Origin of the sequence: Nocardia stercoris, assembly GCF_003696265.1 — a bacterium.
Taxonomy (GTDB): Bacteria; Actinomycetota; Actinomycetes; order Mycobacteriales; family Mycobacteriaceae; genus Nocardia; species Nocardia stercoris.
Genome location: NZ_RFFH01000022.1, coordinates 41,996 through 61,068, shown reverse-complemented (window position 1 = coordinate 61,068; position 19,073 = coordinate 41,996). Strand labels below are relative to the sequence as shown.

The window sequence follows — 19,073 nt, the reverse complement described above, 5'->3', positions numbered from 1 at the left end:
TGGCCGACGCTTCAGAGCTTGCGCCGGATCGGTGGCGGTGGACAGCAGCCGCATCGAGCCGCGAGGTCCGGTGCGCGGGTACCGAACTCAGACCTCGAGGGCGCCCAGGGCGGCGGTCAGCGCGCGGCGGTCGATCTTGCCCACCGCGGTGACCGGCAGGACATCGATCCGCCGCACCTGGTCCGGGTGTTTGTACGCGGCGAGCCCGCGGCCGGTCAGGAACGACCGAACCGCGGCGAGAGTGGGCATCGGGTCGGCAACCAATGCGGCACAGACCTTTTCACCGAGTGCGTCGTCGGGCAGCCCGACGACGGCGGCGTGCTGGACACCGGGCAGGGCCAGCAGGTGCTCTTCGAGTTCGTCGCAGGAGACGTTCTCGCCGCCGCGGTTGATCACGTCCTTCGCCCGGCCGGTGACGACCAGGTGACCGGACGGGAGTCGGCGAACCAGGTCGCCGCTGCGGTACCAGCCGTCGGGGGTGAAGGCTCGGGCGTTGTGTTCGGCGGCGCGGTAGTAGCCGCGAATCGTGTACGGCCCCTGCGTGATCAGCTCGCCCTCGGCGCCGGGCGGCACATCGCGGCCGTCGGGGTCGACGACGCGCACCCGGTCGGCCGGGGACAGCGGACGGCCCTGGGTCGTGCGGATCAGGTCGTCGGGATCGTCGAGGCGGGTGTAGTTGAGCAGCCCCTCGGCCATCCCGAACACCTGCTGCAAGCGGGCCCCGAGCCGCGGTGTGACCTCCCGGGCGACCGGTTCGGCGAGCTTCGCACCGCCGACCTGCAGCAGCCGCAGCGAGCCGAGGTCCGCCTCCTCCCATTCCGTTGCTGCACACCATAATTGCGCGAGCGGCGGCACCAGCGCGGTCACGGTCACGCCGTGGCGTTCGACGGCGGCGAACGCCGTCTCGGGACTGGGGTCGGCGACGAAGGCCAGCGCGCCGCCGCTGGCGACGGTGCCCAGGATGCCGGGGCAGGCCAGTGGGAAGTTGTGTGCCGCGGGCAGACTCACCAGGTACACATCGGATTCGGTGAGCTCGCACAGCTCGGCCGACGCGCGGGCGTTGTAGTGGTAGTCGTCGTGGGTGCGGGCGATGAGTTTCGGCAGCCCGGTGGTGCCGCCCGACACCAGCATGAGGGCGATATCCCCCGGATCGGGTTGCGGCAGCGGCCCGTCCGGCGCGCACGGCACGGCGGCGAGCGCGGTATGTGGTCCGGGATCACCGTGCACGAGGACGCGCCGCACCGCGGGCACGGCTGCGAGCAGTTCGTCGGCCAGGACCCGGTAGTCGAAACCGGCCGCGCGATCGGCGATCACATAGCCGGCGGCGTCGCTGAGCCGGGCGAGGTGGATGATCTCCGCGCTGCGATGCGCCGGGAGGGCGAGGACCGGGATGACACCGGCCCGCAGCAGTCCGAACAGCACGGTCACGAATTCGGGCCCGTTCGGCAGCTGCACCAGCACGCGGTCGCCCGGCTCGAAGCCCTGCGCGGTGAGGCCGGCGGCCATCCGGTCGGCGGCGTGATCGAGTTCGGCGTAGCCGAGCGGCTGGTCACCGACGATCGCCGGCCTGGTCCCCCACCGTTCGGCGGCCGAACGCAGCAGGTCACCGAGCGGGCGGCCGGCCCAGTAGCCGGCCGTGCGGTACCGCTCGGCGTCCTCGGCGGGGAACGGCACGTAGCCGGTGCGGTGGTCGCCGGACGTCGATCCCATGCAGCCCTCCTTGTAGATAGGTAAGGCAACCCTATCTAATATGGCGGCGGGTGGAAACGCCCGGTGCCGGAACCAGACGAGGAGTGGCCATGACCGAGGAACGACGCACGACGCCGATCAGCCCCGAGCTGATCCGGGCGGCGATCGCGGAAATGCTCGACCTCGAGCCCGCCACCGTCACCCCCGACCGCGACCTGATCGAACTCGGCCTCGACTCGATCCGCATGATGCGACTCGCCGGCCGGTGGCGCAAGGCGGGCCACCGCGTCGACTTCGCAACCCTGGCGGCAGCGCCGACAGTCGCCGCCTGGGCGGAACTGCTCGCGGCGACAAGCGAAACCTCCTCCACCACAAGTGAACCCGCGGCAAGTCAGCAGCCGATAGGCACCCACCCCATGACCGACCCGGGCGACCCCAGCGCGGATGCGCCGGGCGGTCCAGACACCCTGAATCCAGCCGATTCCACAGCAGACCCGACCGCGGTCGGCCCGGCTCTCGTCGCTCCCGCCGCGGTCGGCGCCACGATGTTCGCCCGAAGTGAGGGCAATCCCATCGCGGCCGAATCCCCGGCGGACCAGGCTGCGAACACCGAGAGGTTCGGTGGCGGCAATCCCGCCCACACAGCAGCCAACTCCCCGGCAAACCCGACTGCGATCACCGAAACGTTCGCCGAGGGTGGCGGCAATCCCGCCACGGCCGCCCACACAGCAGCCAACTCCCCGGCAGACCCGGCCGCGATCACCGAAACGCCCGCCGACGTCGGCAATCCCGCCACGGCCGACCGCACAGCGGCCGAGACCGCCGACAGCGCGGCACCGGGCACTCCCTTCCCCCTCGCACCGATGCAGCACGCGTACTGGATCGGCCGCGAGAGCACCCACGACCTCGGCGGCGTGGCCGCACACCTGTACGTCGAATTCGACGGCGCGGGACTGGATTCCGAGCGGCTCGCGCAGGCGGTGGCCGGTCTGGTCGCCGCGCACCCGATGCTGCGCACCCGGTTCCTGCCCGACGGCACACAGCAGACCCTGCCCGTGCCCGCCCGACCGAGCTTCGCGGTGGTGGACCTGACGGCGGATCCCGATCCCGAGACCGCGCTGGAGGCGTTGCGGCAGCGCAAGACTCATCAGATTCTCGATATCGCCGCGGGCCAGGTCCTCGATGTGACCCTGACCCGGCTGCCGGGCGGGCGCAACCGCCTGCACGTGGACGTCGACATGATCGCGGGCGACGCCATGAGCTACCGGACCATGATCGCCGAACTCGCCCACCGCTACCAGGGCACGCCGGTCACCCCGCCCGCGTATACCTATCGGCAGTACCGCACCGAGGTGGCAGCCGAACCCGCGGTGCGGGAACAGGATCGAGCCTGGTGGCAGCAGCGGCTGGACGGGCTGCCCGGCGCGCCGGAACTGCCGACGGTCCCGGTCGCCGAGCGCGGTCCGGTCCGCTCGATCCGCCACCACCACTGGATCGAGCCGGCCGCCAAGGCCCGGCTGCTCGAGGCCGCCCACGCCCACGGCGTCACCCCCGCCGTGGCGCTGGCCGCGGTGTTCGCGGAGACGATCGGCGGCTGGTCGGCCGGCAGCCGGTTCCTGCTGAATCTGCCGCTGTTCCAACGAGAATCGGTCCACCCCGACATCGACCGGGTGATCGGCGACTTCAGCTCCTCGATCATGCTCGACGTGGACGTCACCGACACCGTGACGGTGATCGAGCGGGCCCGGGCCCTGCAGCGCACCCTGCACGAGTGCGCCGCGCACAGCGGGTACGCCGGGCTGGACGTGCTGCGCGATCTGGGCCGGCTGCGCGGTGAACCGGTACTCGCGCCCGTCGTCTACACCAGCGCGCTCAACCTGGGTGAGCTGTTCGCCGCGGAGGTCGGGACGACCTTCGGCGAGCCGGTGTGGATCATTTCGCAGGGGCCGCAGGTGCTGCTCGACGCGCAGGTGACCGAGGTCCGCGGCGGCCTGCTGCTGAACTGGGACGTGCGCGCGGACGCCTTCCCCGCCGGGATGATCGAGGCCATGTTCGCCCGGTACACCCACGCCGTGACCCAGCTGGCGGCCGGCGAGGCCGCCTGGGACGCGGAATCGGCTGTGCACCTGCCGGTTTCGCAGGCCACCGTCCGAGCGGCGGTGAACGCCACCGACATGCTGTTCTCGAACCGGCTCCTGCATCAGGGCCTGTTCGAGCGCGCCGCCGTCGAGCCCGCGGCCACGGCGGTGTGCTGGACCGACGACAACGGCACCGCACGGCAGTGGAGCTACGGCGAGCTGGTGCACTCGGCGCTCACGGTCGCCGGCGGCCTGCGCGCGGCCGGGATCCGCCCCGGCGGCACGGTCGCGATCCAGCTGCCGAAGGGTCCCGATCAGGTGCTCGCGGTCTTCGGGGTGCTCGCGGCCGGTGCCACCTACCTCCCGGTCGGCTACGACCAGCCCGCCGCGCGCCGGGACGTGATCCTCGCCGACGGCGACGCCACCCTCACGATCACCGACCTGCCCGGCTCGACCGCGCACACGGTGGCCCTCGACACCCTGCGCGCCTGGCCGGATCCGTTGCCGGAACCCGTCTTCGGTGACCCGGAAGCGGCGGCGTACGTCCTGTTCACCTCGGGCTCGACGGGCAAGCCGAAGGGCGTGGCGGTGCCCCACCGCGCGGCGATGAACACCCTCGACGCGGTGAACGATCGCTTCGAGGTGGGCCCCGGCGACCGCTCGCTCATGGTGTCGGCGCTGGAGTTCGATCCCACCGTGTACGACATGTTCGGCTTGCTGTCGGCCGGAGGCGCGGTCGTGACCCTGACCCCGGCGCAGCGCGCGGAGCCGACCGCGTGGACGGCGGCGGTCGCCACGCACCGCGTGACCGTACTCACCTGTGTCCCAGCGGTTCTGGACATGATGCTGGACGCGGACCGTGGGGAACTGGGCACGCTGCGGGCGGCGCTGCTGGGCGGCGACTGGGTGGGCGCCGAGCTGGCTCGCCGCGCCGCCCGGCAGATCCCGGGCTGCCGGTTCGCGGGCCTGGGCGGCGCCACCGAGACCGCGATCCACTCGACGGTGTGCGAGGTGTCCGAGCCGCCCGCGCACTGGGTGACCGTGCCGTGGGGTGTCCCGCTGCCCAATGTGCGCTGCCGGGTCGCCGGTCCCGCCGGGCGCGACTGCCCCGACTGGGTGCCCGGCGAACTATGGGTCGGCGGACGGAATGTCGCGCTCGGCTACCGCAACGATCCGCAGCGCACCGCCGAACGTTTCGTCGACCACGACGGGATCCGCTGGTACCGGACGGGCGACCTGGCCCGCTACCGGCCCGACGGCACCCTGGAATTCCTCGGCCGGGCCGACCATCAGGTCCAATTGCGCGGCTACCGAATCGAATTGGGCGAGGTGGAGACCTCGTTGCGCTCGGCGCCCGGCGTGCGGCACGCGATCGCGGCGGTCGTGGGCGGGGTCACGCCCCGGCTGGTGGCCGCGGTGGCCGGCACGGCCGGCGAACCCGAGATCTGGGCGGCCGCGGCGGAGCTGTTGCCCGGGTACATGATGCCCGCGCAGCTCGTCGTCCTGGACCGGATGCCGTTGACCGCCAACGGGAAACTGGATCGGCGGGCGGTGGCCGGTCTGCTCGACGGCGCGGGTGCGGCCGAGTCGAGCCCGGGCCGCGCCCCCGCCGACGACCTCGAGGCGGCGCTGGCGCATCTGGCGGGCGAGGTGCTGGGCCGGGAACCGATCGGCGTCGAGGACGACTTCTTCACCCTCGGTGGCGATTCCGTGCAGGCGACCACCATGACCGCACGGATTCGCGAACTGCTCGACGTCGGTCACGCCCTGGTGGGTGACCTGTTCGCGGCCCGCACGGTGGCCGCGCTGGCGGAGCGGCTGGCCGCGCGGGACTCGCGGGAGCGGCTGGTGGCGATCGGCGCGCTGTATCTGGAGGTCGCCGCGATGTCGGACGCCGACGTGCTGGCCGGCTGACGACGAGACGACGACGGGCGGCCCGCTGTGCGGGCCGCCCGTTTCGGTCTGCGGATCCGGTCAGCAGCCGGTGCCGACGAAGTTGCCGATGTTGCAGGCGGAGTCGTGGGTGAGCTTCCAGGAGCCGTCGGCGTCGGTCCAGGCCAGGTCGAAGTACCAGGGCTCGTAACCGTCGGTGGCAGTGAGCAGTTGGGCGGTGACCAGGTCGTCGGACGGGTAGGCGACGTTCACCACGTCCCACCGCCAGCTGGCGGGCGCGATCGCGATCAGCGCGGCGGCACGGTCGAAGGTGGCCAGGCCGGCACCGCCGTCGGCCAGTTCCGCGGCCCGCGCGGCGGTGCCCGCGCCCGGGTCGAGCAGGGTCGCGACCTTGGCGTGCAGGTCGGGGGCGGCGGGCGCGGCGCCGGCCGGAGCCGCGCCGCCGATCCAGGCCGCCAGCGCCCCGACGCCGATGGCCAACGTGCCCAGCATCTTCCGGTTCTTGCTCATCTGTTCGATCCCTTCGTTCCACTGCCGATCAGACGCCACCTCCGCCGCCGGAGGCGAGTCTAGGTAAGCCTACACATACTTAGGTAAGGTAACCCTATTCAAATGAGGTAAGGTAACCCTCAATCGCTCGATCTAGGGGTCGGCGACGAGCAAACGCGCAGGTGGACGGGAGTACCGGGTGAAGGAGTTGCTGGCGATCGGCGCCGGGCCGAAAGCCCTTGCCGTGGCGGCCAAGGCACACGTGCTGCGGCACCTCGGCATACCGGCCCCGCACGTGACGATCGTCGAATCCGACACGGTGGGCGGCAACTGGCTGCCCAGCGGCGGCTGGACCGACGGACAGCATCGGCTGGGCACCAGCCCCGAGAAGGACCTCGGCTTCCCCTACCACTCCACCTGGGCGCGCGGCCGGGGCCGCGCCATCGACGAGGCGATGACCGCCTACAGCTGGCGGGCGTACCTCATCGATCACGGCACCTACGCCGAATGGATCGACCGGGGGCGCCCCAGCCCGCCGCACCACTCGTGGGCCAAGTACCTGCAGTGGGCCGCCGGCCGAATGGACGTCGAGATCGTCTCCGCGACAGCGACTTCCATCGCCACCGACGCCCACGGCTGGCGGATCGGGACCACCGCCGGCGATCTCGCCGCCCAGGCACTGATGATCACCGGGCCCGGCAGCAGCCGCACGACGCTGGCCCCGCACCCGAAGCTGCTCAGCATCGCCGAATTCTGGAACCTGGTGTGCCGCCGCGAAGTACCGGTGTCCTCCCGGGTCGCCGTGATCGGCGGCGGCGAGACCGCGGGTTCCGCGCTGGACGAACTGGTCCGCCACGGCATGCTGTCCATCTCGGTGATCTCACCCAACGCGACCATCTACACGCGCGGCGAGAGCTACTTCGAGAACACGCTGTTCAGCGACCCGAGCCGCTGGTCGACCCTGTCGGCCACCGAGCGCCGGGAGGTGATCCGGCGCACCGACCGCGGCGTGTTCTCCACCCGCGTGCAGGAGAGCCTGCTCGCCGACAACCGGGTACACCACCTGCAGGGCCGCGTGGTGCGCGTCGCCGACCACCCCGACGGTGTGGCACTGACCCTGCGCACCGAGACCATGCCGGACCGCGTCCACACCGTCGACCTCGCCGTCGACGCGACCGGCGGGCAGCCGCTGTGGTTCCTGGACCTGTTCGACCCCAACTCGCTGGATCTGCTGGAACTGGCGGTACGTGGCCCACTGAGCCGGTCCCGGCTCGAGGACGCCATCGGCCACGACCTGTCGGTCACCGGGCTCGCCCCGAAGCTGTTCCTGCCCGGGCTCGCCGGTGTGGCACAGGGGCCCGGGTTCCCCAATCTCAGCTGCCTGGGCGCGCTGTCGGACCGGATCCTGCGCGAGACGGCGCTGCAATCCGCTGCGGCCGAGCGGAATCCGGCCCACGCGACCCGCGTCGCCGTCTCCACCTAGTTGTCCGTCGTTTCACCGAGTGAGGTTTTTTCATGCGCATCGTGTCGTTCGGGTTCCAGACCTGGGGCCGGCGAACACTGCAGGCTCTGCTCGACACCGAGCACGAGGTGGTGCTCGCGGTCACCCATCCGCAGAGCGAGGAATCGTACAGAGCCATCTTCGCCGACTCGGTCGAGGATCTCGCCCGCGAGCACGGCATCCCGGTCCATCTGACCGAGCGGGCCGACGCGCAGACCATCGAGCTGGTCCGGCAGGCCCGGCCCGACGTGATCGTGGTCAACAGCTGGTACACCTGGATGCCCGCCGAGCTCTACACCATGCCGCGCCACGGCACCCTGAACCTGCACGATTCGCTGCTGCCCAAGTTCACCGGCTTCTCCCCCGTGCTGTGGGCGCTGATCAGCGGCGCGGCCGAGACCGGCCTGACCGTGCACCGGATGGACGAGAACCTCGACACCGGAGACATTCTCGTGCAGCACCGGATCCCGGTCGGCCCGGACGACACCGGCACCGGGCTGGTCCTGCGCGGCATGGACCTCATTCCCGCCGCGGTGCGCGACGCGCTGGCCGCCCTGGAGTCGGGCACCGCCACATGGACCCCGCAGGATCCCGCCGAGCGCACCTACTTCCACAAGCGCAGCGAGATCGACAGCCGCATCGACTGGCGGCTGCCCGCCATCGAGCTCGAACGGTTCGTGCGCGCGCTGTCGGACCCCTACCCCAACGCCTACAGCTTCTATCGCGGTGAGCGCGTACGGATTACGCGCGCGGCGGTGTCGGACGTCCGGTACGGAGGCACGCCCGGGCGGGTCGTGGTCCAGAACGGGGAGGCGGCTGTCGTCACCGGTCCCGACGCCTACCGCGGCACCAACCACGGGCTCGTCCTGCACCGGGTCCGCACCGACGACGGCGTCGAACACGACGCCGCCGAATTCTTCGTCCGCGGCGGCTATCTCACCGACGCCCGGTAACACCTTCGAATCTCTGGAAGTAGCACTGTGACTGCGAAACTCGGCTGGATCCGCAAGTTCCACACCCCGGCATCGGCCGGCTGCCCGCCGCTGGTGATCTTTCCGCACGCCGGCAGCGGGGCGTCGGCCTATCGCGCCTTCTCCCAGGCGTTCAGCCGGGACTTCGACGTCATCGTGCTCCAATACCCCGGGCGCCAGGATCGCGCGGCCGAACCGATGCCGGCGGCCCTGCCCGAGGTGGCGGCCGGGGCGCTCGCGGAGTTCCTCGAATCACCGTGGCACCGTGGCGTTCCTGTCACCGTGTTCGGGCACAGCATGGGGTCGATGGTCGGCTTCGAGTTCGTGCGGCAGGCCGAGGCCGCGGGCGTGCCGGTGCAGCTGATGCTGGCCTCGGGCGCGGTGGCCCCGAGCCGGGCGGCGGATATGCCGCCGCACCCCACCGAGAACGACGACGAACTGCTCGACCACATGGTGTCGCTGAACGGCACGGGCGCCGAGGTGGCGGCCAACCGCGACATCATCCGGATGGCGCTGCCCGCGCTGCGCGCGGACTACCGCGCCTTCGACGTGTACAGCTGCGCGCCCGACGTGCGGGTCGACGCCCGGCTGCACGCGCTGGGCGGCACCGACGACGAACACGTCACCCCCTACGAGCTGCGGTTGTGGGCGCGGCACAGCGCCCACGAGGTCCCGGTCACCCTGTTCGACGGCGGCCACTTCTATCTCCACGACCATGTCGCCGCGATCGCCGATCTGGCCGCCGCGGCGGTCGCGGGCGTGCGATGAGCGGCACCGACGACCCGATCGTGATCGCCGGGATGGCGGTCGAGGCGCCCGGCGGCATCGATACCCTCACCGGATATTGGGCGGCGCTCGAGCAGGGCCGCGAACTACTCGAGCCGCTGCCCCGCGACCGGGACTGGCCGATCCGGGAGATGCTGTCCGTGCACGAGCACGACGGCTGGGGCACTATCCCGGACGCCGGTGGATTCCTCACCGGCGCAACGGTCTTCGATCCCCAGTTCTTCGGCATGTCGCCGCGCGAGGCGGTCGCGGCCGACCCGCAGCAGCGGGTGGCGCTGCGGGTCGCCTGGCGCGCGCTCGAGCAGGCGGGAATCAATCCCGCCCGGCTCGACGGCGCCGAGGTGGGTTGCTTCCTGGGCGTGTCGGCGATGGAGTACGGCCCGTTGGTCGCGGAGGTCAACGAGCACAGCGGATTCCGCGTGGTGGGCAAGATGCAGGCGGCCGTCGCGGGCCGGATCTCGCACGCGCTCGGGCTGACCGGGCCGGCGTTGACCGTCGACGCGGCTTGCGCGTCCTCGCTGGCCGCGCTGCACCAGGCGGCCGCCGCGGTCCGGGCGGGCGAGTGCGAGTGGGCGCTGGCCGGGGCGGTCTGCGTGATGGGTTCGCCGGCGGCGTTCTACGAGTTCGCGAAGAACAAGGCGCAGGCCGCCGACGGACACTGCCGCCCGTACGCGGAGGGCGCGGCCGGAACGGTCTGGGGCGAGGGCGCGGGTGTGGTCGTAGTGGAACGCGAATCACGCTCGCGCGCAATGGGACACCGGGTGTACGGGCGGATCCTCGCGACCCGGGTCAATCACAACGGCGGCGGTGCCCCGCTCGCGGTGCCCAGCGCCGCCGCACAGGAACGGCTGATCCGCGCGACTCTCGACGCCGCCGGACTCGACCCGGCGCTGGTGGGCATGATCGAGGGCCACGGCACCGCGACCGCGGTCGGTGACCCGATCGAACTGGCCGCGCTGGCCGCCACCTACGGCGCCGCGCACCAGTCTTCCGATCCGGTGCTGCTGGGTTCGGTGAAATCGAATCTCGGTCACGCCCAAGCGGCTTCGGGGCTGCTCGGGCTGATCAAGCTGCTGCTGTGCGGCGCCCACGGCACCGTGGCACCGACCCTGCACGCCGGTGAGCCGACGACCGCGGTGGACTGGGCGCACAGCGGGCTGCGCCTGGCCACCACGCCGCAACCGTGGCACCCGGTCGACGGCATCCGCTACGGGGCCGTGTCCTCGTTCGGCGTCACCGGAACCAATGCCCATGCCGTGCTGGCTCTTCCGGCGCTGGAGGACACTCATGCCTGACTATCGGCTGCCCGACGGCAGCACACCCGTACTCGTCTGCTCCGACTCCGCCGCCGGGCTCCGCACGGAAGCCGCCGCGCTGCTGGACTATCTGGATTCGCATCCCGAGGCCACCCCGGACGCCGTGGCGGACATGCTGTTTCGCACGCGAGTCGCGCGGCGGCATCGCGTGCTGATCCTCGCCGGCCCGCGCGCGGACCTGCTCGCGGCGCTGCGCGCGGTCGCGGCCGGTGACGCGCATCCCGCGGCCGTCACCGGCACCGGCCCGGCCACGGCACGCCGGATCGGGTTCGTCTTCCCCGGTCAGGGCAGCCAGCGACCGGGCATGGGCGCGCTGTTCTACGCGCACTCCCCCGACTACCGGGACGAGGTCGACGCCTGCGCCGCCATCCACCAGGAGCGTTTCGGCCACTCCGGCCCGCTGGACTATCTGCTCGGGCGCGGCGACACCAGCGAACAGGTGTGGGAGATCCAGCCCGCCTTGATGTTCCACATGGCCGGGCTCGCCGCGCTGTGGCAGGCGGCCGGCGTCCGGCCGGCCGCCACCATCGGACACAGTCAGGGTGAACTGGCCGCCGGCTGGGTGTCGGGGGTCATGACCCGGCGCGACGCCGTCCTCGCGGTCACCCATCGAGCGCGGCTGGTCGACGAGATCGCCCCGCGCGGCTACTCGATGGCGGTGCTGGGCCTGGACCGCGAGGCGTGTGAGGATCTGCTGGCCCGGCATTCGGGCTGGGCGGAGCTGTCGGTGGTCAATTCGCCCCGCATCCACGCGATCTCGGGTGACCGCGACACCATCGCCGACCTGGTTCGCACCTGCGGTGAGCGCGGCGTCTTCGCCCGCGAGATCCGGGTCGCCTATCCCGCGCACACCTCGATCGTGGCCGGGCTGCGCGAGCCGTTCGACACCATGCTCGGCGCGGACATGAGCGCGCCGACCTTCCAGGCCACCGAGATCCCTTGCTACGGCGCCACACTCGGCGCCCCCATCCCCCCGGACCTGACCCACTGCCAGTACTGGTACTGGAACCTGCGCAACCGGGTCCGCTTCGACCGCGCGATCCAGGCGGCCGCCGCTTCACGCCCCGACGCCGCGGTCGACACCTTCGTCGAGATCGCCGAGCACCCGGTGCTGCAGCTGGCGATCCATGACACCTTGCGCTCGCTCCCGGGCGCGGACACCGCGGACCACCGGGTGGTCGCGACCTCCACCCGCGACGCCACCGACCTGAGCGAGTTCACCCGGAACCTGGCCGCCGTCGCGGTCGCCGACCTGAACTACCGCTGGGACGCCTTGCGGGTCTCGGACCGAATCCGGTTGCCGCTGCTGGACTTCCCGCACACCGTGACCAACCCGCGCCGCCTGTGGGCACCCTACCGGACCCCCGAGCCGCCGCCCGAGTACCACACCCCGGTCCGCCTGCGCGAACAGTGGGAACCGCTCACCGCCCGGACCGCGACCGAACCGCGCACGATCGCGGTGACCGGAACGGTAGATGCGGCCCTGGCCGAACAGCTCCAGCTGCGAGCCGCCCGTCACGGCGCCTCGGTGTCCATCGAGGGCCCCGACGCCGTAAACCGCGGCGCCGCAAACGTTCTCGTCGTCTTCGCCTCAGTCGGCGCCGAACCCGCGGATTCGACACCTGCACCCACTGCGGATTCTCGTCGGCCCGGTGTTGCCCGATCGGCACGGGCTCGCGGCGACGCCGTCGGCACGCAGCCGATCGAACCCAGACCGAAGCCGTATGGCGCTTCCCCGGCAACACAATTCGACGTCGCGGAGTCGGCCGGGAACAGCTCGGCGCGGTCGACACCCGACGATGCAGGGTTCGGCGCCGTCAGCGCGGCGCGGGCCGATGCGGGTAGCCCGGTCGCCGCCGACGCGGCACGGTCGAACTCGGCCGACGCGGCCGGTTCGGTGCTGGACGGCATAGAGGTGTCGTCTCCGACGTCGTCGGCGGCGCCCCGGCTGGGCGCGGAGCAACTCGGCGCGTTCCTCACCGATCCGCTCTGGGCCTCCGACCTTGATTGCGTCCGCGAATGTTGGCTCGTCACAACCGGTGCCGAGGCGGTATCCCCCGGGGATCTGCCCGATCCGGCGCAGGCGGGGATCGCCGCGGCGTTCCGGTCGCTGGCGCTGGAACGGATCGGAATTCCGTTCCGGCACGTGGATCTGCCCGCGGATACCGCCGCGCTCGGGCCCAAGAGGCTCGCCGACCGGATCCTCGACGCCGTACACACCGCGCGGGAGCCGGAACTGGCCGTGCGCGACGGTGCGCTGTCCGCGAAGCGGCTCGTTCCGATGCCCGGCGGCTCGGACTCCCCGCCGGCGCGGGAGGTGCTCGTGGTGGGCGGGACCGGCGCGGTGGGCCTGCGGTTCTGTGCGTCCGCGGTCCGCGCTGGTGCCCGCCGAGTCACGCTGGTGAACCGGCGGGGTGAGACGGCCGCGGTCACCCAGCGGCTGCGCGGGATCCGGGCGCTGGGCGACACCGTGGTCGACGTGGTGGCCTGCGATATCACCGATCCGGCCGAAGCGACTGCGCTGGCGGACCGGTTCGCTGCTGCCCCAGCGGATCTGGTCGTACACGCGGCCGTCGACTATGTCGTCGCCGCGACCGCCGACCTGACCGCCGACGACGTCACCCGGTCGGTGACCGCGAAGATCGCCGGGCTCGACGCGATCGTGCGGTCGGTACCGCTGGCCGCCGGCGGCCGGGTACTGCTGTGTTCCTCGTTCGCGGCCACGCTCGGCGGCTGGGGACAGGCGGCATACGCGGGTGCCAACCGGATGCTCGACGCGCTCGCCTTCCGGCTGCGCGCCCGCGGGGTCGACTGCGTCTCCGTGCAATGGGGGCTGTGGGAGCTGCCCGCGCAGGCAGGCGCCGCGGTCCACGCGCGAATCGACGGTGCCGGGCTGCTCCCGATGGACCCGGCGGCCGCCGTGGCGGCGGGACTGTCGGGCGCCGGCGCGAACTCCATTGTGCTGGCCGCAGATTGGGCCCGCCTGCGCGGCATCCTCGACGCGGCCGGGCTCACCCCGATGACCGCACCGGTGCACGCCGCGCTGACGCCCACACCGGCTCGGTACGGAAGCTCCGACGGCGCTTCAGCCTGGGCCGGTAGCGCCGCACCGGTCTCCGCCGAGCCGCAGACTCCCGTGCCGGTCCCAGCCGGAACTACCGACCTGGGGTCGACCTGGGCCGGACATGCCGCGCCCGCACCGGCTACGCATGGCAGCGCCGACCGGGTCGGGATGCACGCCTTCCCCGTTGGCGCGCCCGCCGCGACTTCCGGTGCCGACGAGACCGCCTCCGGCAGTGGGATTTCAGAGCAGAGTCTCGCCGATCGGCTGCGCCGGGAACTCGCCGTGGTCATGGCGGCTGATCCCGCCGACCCGATCGACGGGTCGGTACCGCTGATCGCGCTCGGCATGGATTCGTTGCAGGCGCTGGACCTGCGCAAACGAGTACAGGACGAACTGGATCGGGAGCTGCCGGTGGCCCAGATCCTGGGCGGCGCCTCGCTCGACGAGGTCGTGCGCCTGATGTCCCCGATTCCGGCCGCAGGAGTGTCGCAGCGATGACGAGCACCACCACACCACGGATCGAGGACGTGCTCGCGCTGAGCCCGTTGCAGGAGGGGCTGTACGCGCTTGCCCAGGTCGCCGGGGACGGTGACCTGTACGGGATGCAGTTCGTGATCGCCGTCGACGGGCCGGCCGACCCGGCGCGGTTGCGGCGCAGTACCGAGACCATCCTGCGCCGCCACCCCAACCTGCGGGCGGTGTTCTGGGATCAGGACCTGCCGCATCCGGTGGCGGTCGTGCCCGCCGAGGTCGAGCTGCCGTGGACCGAGATCGACGCCACCGCGGCGGAAGTCGCCGATATCGCGGGTGCGCAGCTGCGCTGCCCGTTCGATCTGCGGCGCGGCCCGCTGCTGCGTGTGACGCTGATCCGCCTGCCCGACCGCACCTTCCGGATGATCGTCACCGCGCACCACATCCTGATGGACGGCTGGTCGATCGGCGTGTTCTTCCGAGAGTTGTTCGCGGTGTACGCCGCCGACGGCGACCACGACCTGCCCGCGCCGCGGCCCTACCGGGACTACATCGGCCTGCTGGCCGCGCACGATGCGGCGGCGTCGGTGCGGGCGTGGTCGAACTATCTGGCCGGTGTGGAACCGCTCGTGGTCGCCGAGCGCGCCGACGAGGCGGTGAACACGGTTGCGCCGCACGTGGATACGTTCACCCTGGACGAGCTGCCGACCGCCCGGCTGCGGGACTGGGCCCGCGCGCACGGCCTGACGCTCAATACCGTGGTCCAGTTCGCTTGGGCGGTCCTGCTGGGCCGGCTCACCGACCGGCGCGATGTGGTGTTCGGCACCACCGTCACCGGGCGGCCCGACGAGCTGACCGGCGTCGAGACCATGATCGGGTTGTTCATCAATACAATTCCGGTCCGAATCGATCTGGACGCCAACGGATCCGGCAGTGTGGCGCAGCAGTGCGCCGCGCTGCAGCGCGAGTCGGCCGGCATGCGCGACCACAGTCGGCTCAGCCTGGCCACCATTGCGCGGACCGCCGGCACCGCCACGCTGTTCGACACCCTGTTCGTGTTCGAGAACGCCCCGGTGTCGGACCTGTTCGGTACCACGACCACCACCGACGGTGTCGGCTTCCGGCCGGTCGCCTCGGAGAGCCTGGCGCACTATCCGCTGTCGGTCGCGGCCTATCTGCTCGACGGGCGGCTCACGGTCACCGTCGAGGCGGTCGCCGGGATGCTGGGCCGAATCGTGCCGTCCGACATCGGGATTCGCCTGCTCGGCTTGCTGGAGCAGCTGCCCGGTCCGGGTGACCGCGGGGCGGACGCACTCGATGTGCTGTTGCCCGGCGAGCGGCCCACGGCTCCCGCTCCGCCGGCCGCGGACGTCCGCGGGGTGACGGTGGCCGAACTGTTCGCCCGCCAGGCCGCGGCCACCCCGGACGCCCCGGCGCTGACCACGGCCACCGAGCGCTACACCTATCGTGAACTGGCATCTGCCGCAGCTTATTTCGCACAAACCCTGCGCGCGCACGGGGTCGGCCCCGAGGACCGGGTCGCGCTGGCGATCCCGCGCGGCGCACCGGCCGTGGTCGCGATCCTCGGCGTCCTCGCCGCCGGCGCCGCCTACGTGCCGATCGACGTCACCCTGCCGCCCACCCGGATCGAATCGATCCTCCGGCAGGCGCAGCCGCGTCTGATCGTCACCGACGACGCTCCGGACCGATTGAACGGGATCGACTGCGCGGCACAGCGATTGGAGCAGCCAACCCCTGTGACCGACTCGCCGCCAGGGCTGTCGGCGGCCATGATGACCGCCACCCACCCGGATCAGGCCGCCTACGTCATCTTCACCTCCGGCTCGACCGGCGAGCCGAAGGGCGTCGTCGGCACACACGCCGCCCTGGCCGCCTACTTCGCCGACCACCGCGACCGCGTCTACCGGCCCACGGCCGCGCGGCTGGGCCGCCCGCTGCGGATCGCGCACGTATGGTCGCTGAGTTTCGACGCGTCGTGGCAGCCGATGATCGGCCTGCTCGACGGTCACGCGATCCACCTGTTCGACGCCGACGACACTCGCGACGCCGAACGGATCGTGGCGGGTATCGCGGCCCACGGGATCGACATGCTCGATGTCACCCCGTCGATGCTGGGCCGGCTCGCCGACGCCGGGCTGATCACCGACGGCCGTACCCCGCTGTCGGTGCTGGCGATGGGCGGGGAGGCGGTGAGCCCGACCCTGTGGCGGCAGCTGTGCGCGCTGCCCGGCACATATGTGCAGAACTGCTACGGACCGACCGAGACGACCGTGGAGGCGGTCGTGGCCGAGATCGCCGACCCGGACGCCGAACCCGCGATCGGCGCGCCCACCGTGGGCACCGCGGCCTATGTCCTCGACTCGCGGCTGCGGCCGGTGCCCGACGGGGTGGTCGGCGAACTGTATCTGTCCGGCGCACAGCTCACCCGCGGTTATCTCGGCCGTCCCGCGCTGACCGCCGAGCGGTTCGTCGCCGACCCGGTCCGGCCGGGTCAGCGGGCCTATCGCACCGGCGATCTGGTGCGGCGGCTGCCCTCGGGCTCGCTCGCGTATCTCGGCCGCCGCGACGACCAGCTCAAGATCCGCGGCTACCGGGTCGAGCTCGGCGAGATCGACACCGCGCTGCGCGACCTCCCCGGCGTCGCGGCCGCCGCGGTCGTCGTGGTCCGCCGCGGCGGGGCGCCGGCGCTGGCCGGGTTCGTGACCGCCGCCGCCGGTGCCGCCCCGGACCCGGCCGCGCTGCGGGCCCGGCTCGCGGATCGCCTTCCCGCATATATGGTTCCGGCGCGCGTCGTGGTCCTCGACCGGATGCCGGTGACCGCCCACGGCAAGCTCGACACCAAGCGGCTGCAGCAACTCGGCGCGCAGGCGATGTCGGGCAACGGCGGTGCCGCCCCCGTCACCCCGACCCAGCGCGCGGTGTGCGCGGCGATCGCCGAACTGTCCGGCGGCCCCGCCCCCGGCATCGACGACGACCCGGCCGCGCTGGGCATCGACAGCATCGTGGCGATCGCCCTGGTCAACCGCCTGCGCCGCGACGGCCTGACCGCCACCCCGCGATTGGTGCTGTCCGCCACCACTATCGCCGACCTCGCCGCCCGCATCGACGCGGCCACCGCCACCCAGGCGCACGAGCACGACGGCTTCGGTGCCGTGGGCCCGGTCCCGATCCAGTCCTGGATGACCGAATACGGCCGCTACCAACGCTATTCACTGAGCACCCTGCTGGAACTCCCCGCCGATATCGACCGCCCGCGCCTGGAAACCCTGCTGCAGTGGCTGCTCGACCGCCACGACATGCTGCGCTGCATGATGACCGCGAACGACAGCGGCTACGAGCTCCACACCCGGGAGCCGGGAACCGTCCGCGCGGCGGATCTGCTCACGGTGGCCGAGGCCGAATCGGCTCGATCGGCTGCTGTCGCAACGAAGTCCGATTCCGCCGAGATCGACCGGCCGGGTAGTTCCCCGACCGGCGACTTCGGCCGCGCCCCGGAGCTCACGACCGGCTCGCGCGCCGTTGCGGCGGATTCGGACTTCACGTCGGCAGACGCACAGCGAATTGCGCCGAGCGGCAGCATTATCGGCGTGTCCGGCCGCACAATCGCACAGAGCGGTCTGCCCGACACCGGCAGCGGCACCACCGGGATCGTCGCGCGCGCCGTTGCGACAGACCGGGAACCGTCGACGCTGGCCGATCAGGCCCGCACCGCCGCGAACGAGATCGACATCCTCGCCGGCGAGATCGTGCGCGCAGTCTGGCTGCGTCGCCCCGACGAACCCGATCTGCTCCTGCTCACGATCCATCATGCGGCCGTGGATCCGGTGTCCTGGCACATTGTTCGCGACGATCTGGCCGACGGCTGGGCACGGCTGACCGCCGGCCGCGAGCTGCCCTCCGGCCCGCCGCCGACCACTAGCTACCGACAGTGGGCGCGGCAGCTGCGCGAGCGTGGCGCCGAGGCCCGTGCTCAGCTCGGCTACTGGGCGCACCGGGTCACCGGCCCCGATCCGGTCGTCGGGTCCCGGCGGCCGGACCCGGGCACCGACCGCATGGCCGACCTGCGGGTCCGCGTGGTGCGGAAAAGGTTCGCCGAGGCCGAATCCGGTTCGGCCGCACCGGTTCTGCGAGACCGGCTGCTCGCCGCGCTGACGGTGACCCTGGCCACCTGGCATCGGGAACGTGGCACCGACCCCCGCGCCGGTGCCCTGCTGACCGTAGAGGGCCACGGCCGCGCGGACGACGTACTCGGAGTCGACACCACCGCGACCGTCGGTTGGTTCAACAGCCTGTACCCCACCCGGCTCGGCGCGGGCACGCACTGTGTCGATCTCGCTGCCGCCCAAGCGGATCCGCACCGCGTCGCGGCCTTGATCGCCGCGATCACCGCGGAGCTCGCGGGGGTGCCGAACGACGGCATCGACTACGGCGTCCTGCGGTATCTGGATCCGAGCCCCGACCTGGTGGCGGCCCCCACTCCGCAGGTGCTGTTCGACCATCTGGGCCGCTACGACCTGGCCGCTCCCCGCTCCCCCTGGTCGCCGGTCACCGATCCCGCACTGCTGGAACAACTTCCGCTCGCCCCGGAGCCGGACTTCCCCCTGCACCACGCCCTCGAGGTGATCACCGGCGTGCAGGCCGGTCCCACCGGCTCCGAGCTGGTCACCCTCCTGCGCTGGAACAGCGCGGTGCTGACCGGGGCGGACGTGGAGCGGATCGCCACCCTCTGGTCACAGGCACTGGCCTGCTGTGGCTGCGTAACGAACGAATCGGAGAACTGCCGTGTCGGATGAG

9 protein-coding genes are annotated in these 19,073 nt (G+C 72.0%); 7 read left to right on the top strand and 2 right to left on the bottom strand.

Annotated features, from left to right (window positions below; all coding sequences use genetic code 11):
* Window positions 1-87 precede the first annotated feature (87 nt).
* Window positions 88-1,710: a (2,3-dihydroxybenzoyl)adenylate synthase gene (locus tag EBN03_RS30465; RefSeq protein WP_122191623.1), complete on the bottom strand. Its 1,623-nt coding sequence runs from the start codon at window positions 1,708-1,710 to the stop codon at window positions 88-90.
* A gap of 89 nt (window positions 1,711-1,799) precedes the next feature.
* On the opposite strand from EBN03_RS30465, the gene EBN03_RS30460 reads away from it, so the two are divergent.
* Window positions 1,800-5,681 carry a non-ribosomal peptide synthetase gene (locus EBN03_RS30460; protein WP_122191622.1) on the top strand — a complete coding sequence of 1,294 codons (3,882 nt, stop codon included), beginning with the start codon at window positions 1,800-1,802 and terminating at the stop codon, window positions 5,679-5,681.
* A 60-nt stretch (window positions 5,682-5,741) separates the two neighbouring features.
* On the opposite strand, the gene EBN03_RS30455 is transcribed toward EBN03_RS30460, so the two are convergent.
* A complete protein-coding gene (locus tag EBN03_RS30455) occupies window positions 5,742-6,170 on the bottom strand; it encodes a hypothetical protein (RefSeq protein WP_122191621.1) in 429 nt (142 codons plus the stop codon).
* Between the two features lie 178 nt (window positions 6,171-6,348).
* Between EBN03_RS30455 and EBN03_RS30450 the strand changes: the two genes are divergently transcribed.
* From EBN03_RS30450 to EBN03_RS30425, 6 genes are read left to right on the top strand one after another with little or no spacing between them, the layout of a single operon-like run.
* Complete coding sequence (locus EBN03_RS30450; protein ID WP_122191620.1) at window positions 6,349-7,632, top strand: SidA/IucD/PvdA family monooxygenase; 1,284 nt, start codon at window positions 6,349-6,351, stop codon at window positions 7,630-7,632.
* Between the two features lie 32 nt (window positions 7,633-7,664).
* Entirely contained in the window at window positions 7,665-8,603 is a 939-nt protein-coding gene (locus tag EBN03_RS30445; RefSeq protein ID WP_122191619.1) for a methionyl-tRNA formyltransferase, read from the top strand.
* A 27-nt stretch (window positions 8,604-8,630) separates the two neighbouring features.
* Complete coding sequence (locus EBN03_RS30440; protein ID WP_122191618.1) at window positions 8,631-9,389, top strand: thioesterase II family protein; 759 nt, start codon at window positions 8,631-8,633, stop codon at window positions 9,387-9,389.
* Window positions 9,386-10,702: a beta-ketoacyl [acyl carrier protein] synthase domain-containing protein gene (locus EBN03_RS30435; protein WP_122191617.1), complete on the top strand. Its 1,317-nt coding sequence runs from the start codon at window positions 9,386-9,388 to the stop codon at window positions 10,700-10,702. The genes EBN03_RS30440 and EBN03_RS30435 overlap by 4 nt, the downstream gene beginning before the upstream one ends.
* Window positions 10,695-14,285 carry an SDR family NAD(P)-dependent oxidoreductase gene (locus EBN03_RS30430; protein ID WP_122191616.1) on the top strand — a complete coding sequence of 1,197 codons (3,591 nt, stop codon included), beginning with the start codon at window positions 10,695-10,697 and terminating at the stop codon, window positions 14,283-14,285. Before EBN03_RS30435 ends, EBN03_RS30430 begins: the two co-directional genes overlap by 8 nt.
* Window positions 14,282-19,072 (top strand): non-ribosomal peptide synthetase, encoded by a 4,791-nt coding sequence (locus EBN03_RS30425; protein ID WP_122191615.1) that lies wholly within the window; start codon window positions 14,282-14,284, stop codon window positions 19,070-19,072. The genes EBN03_RS30430 and EBN03_RS30425 overlap by 4 nt, the downstream gene beginning before the upstream one ends.
* The last annotated feature ends 1 nt before the right edge of the window (window position 19,073 follow it).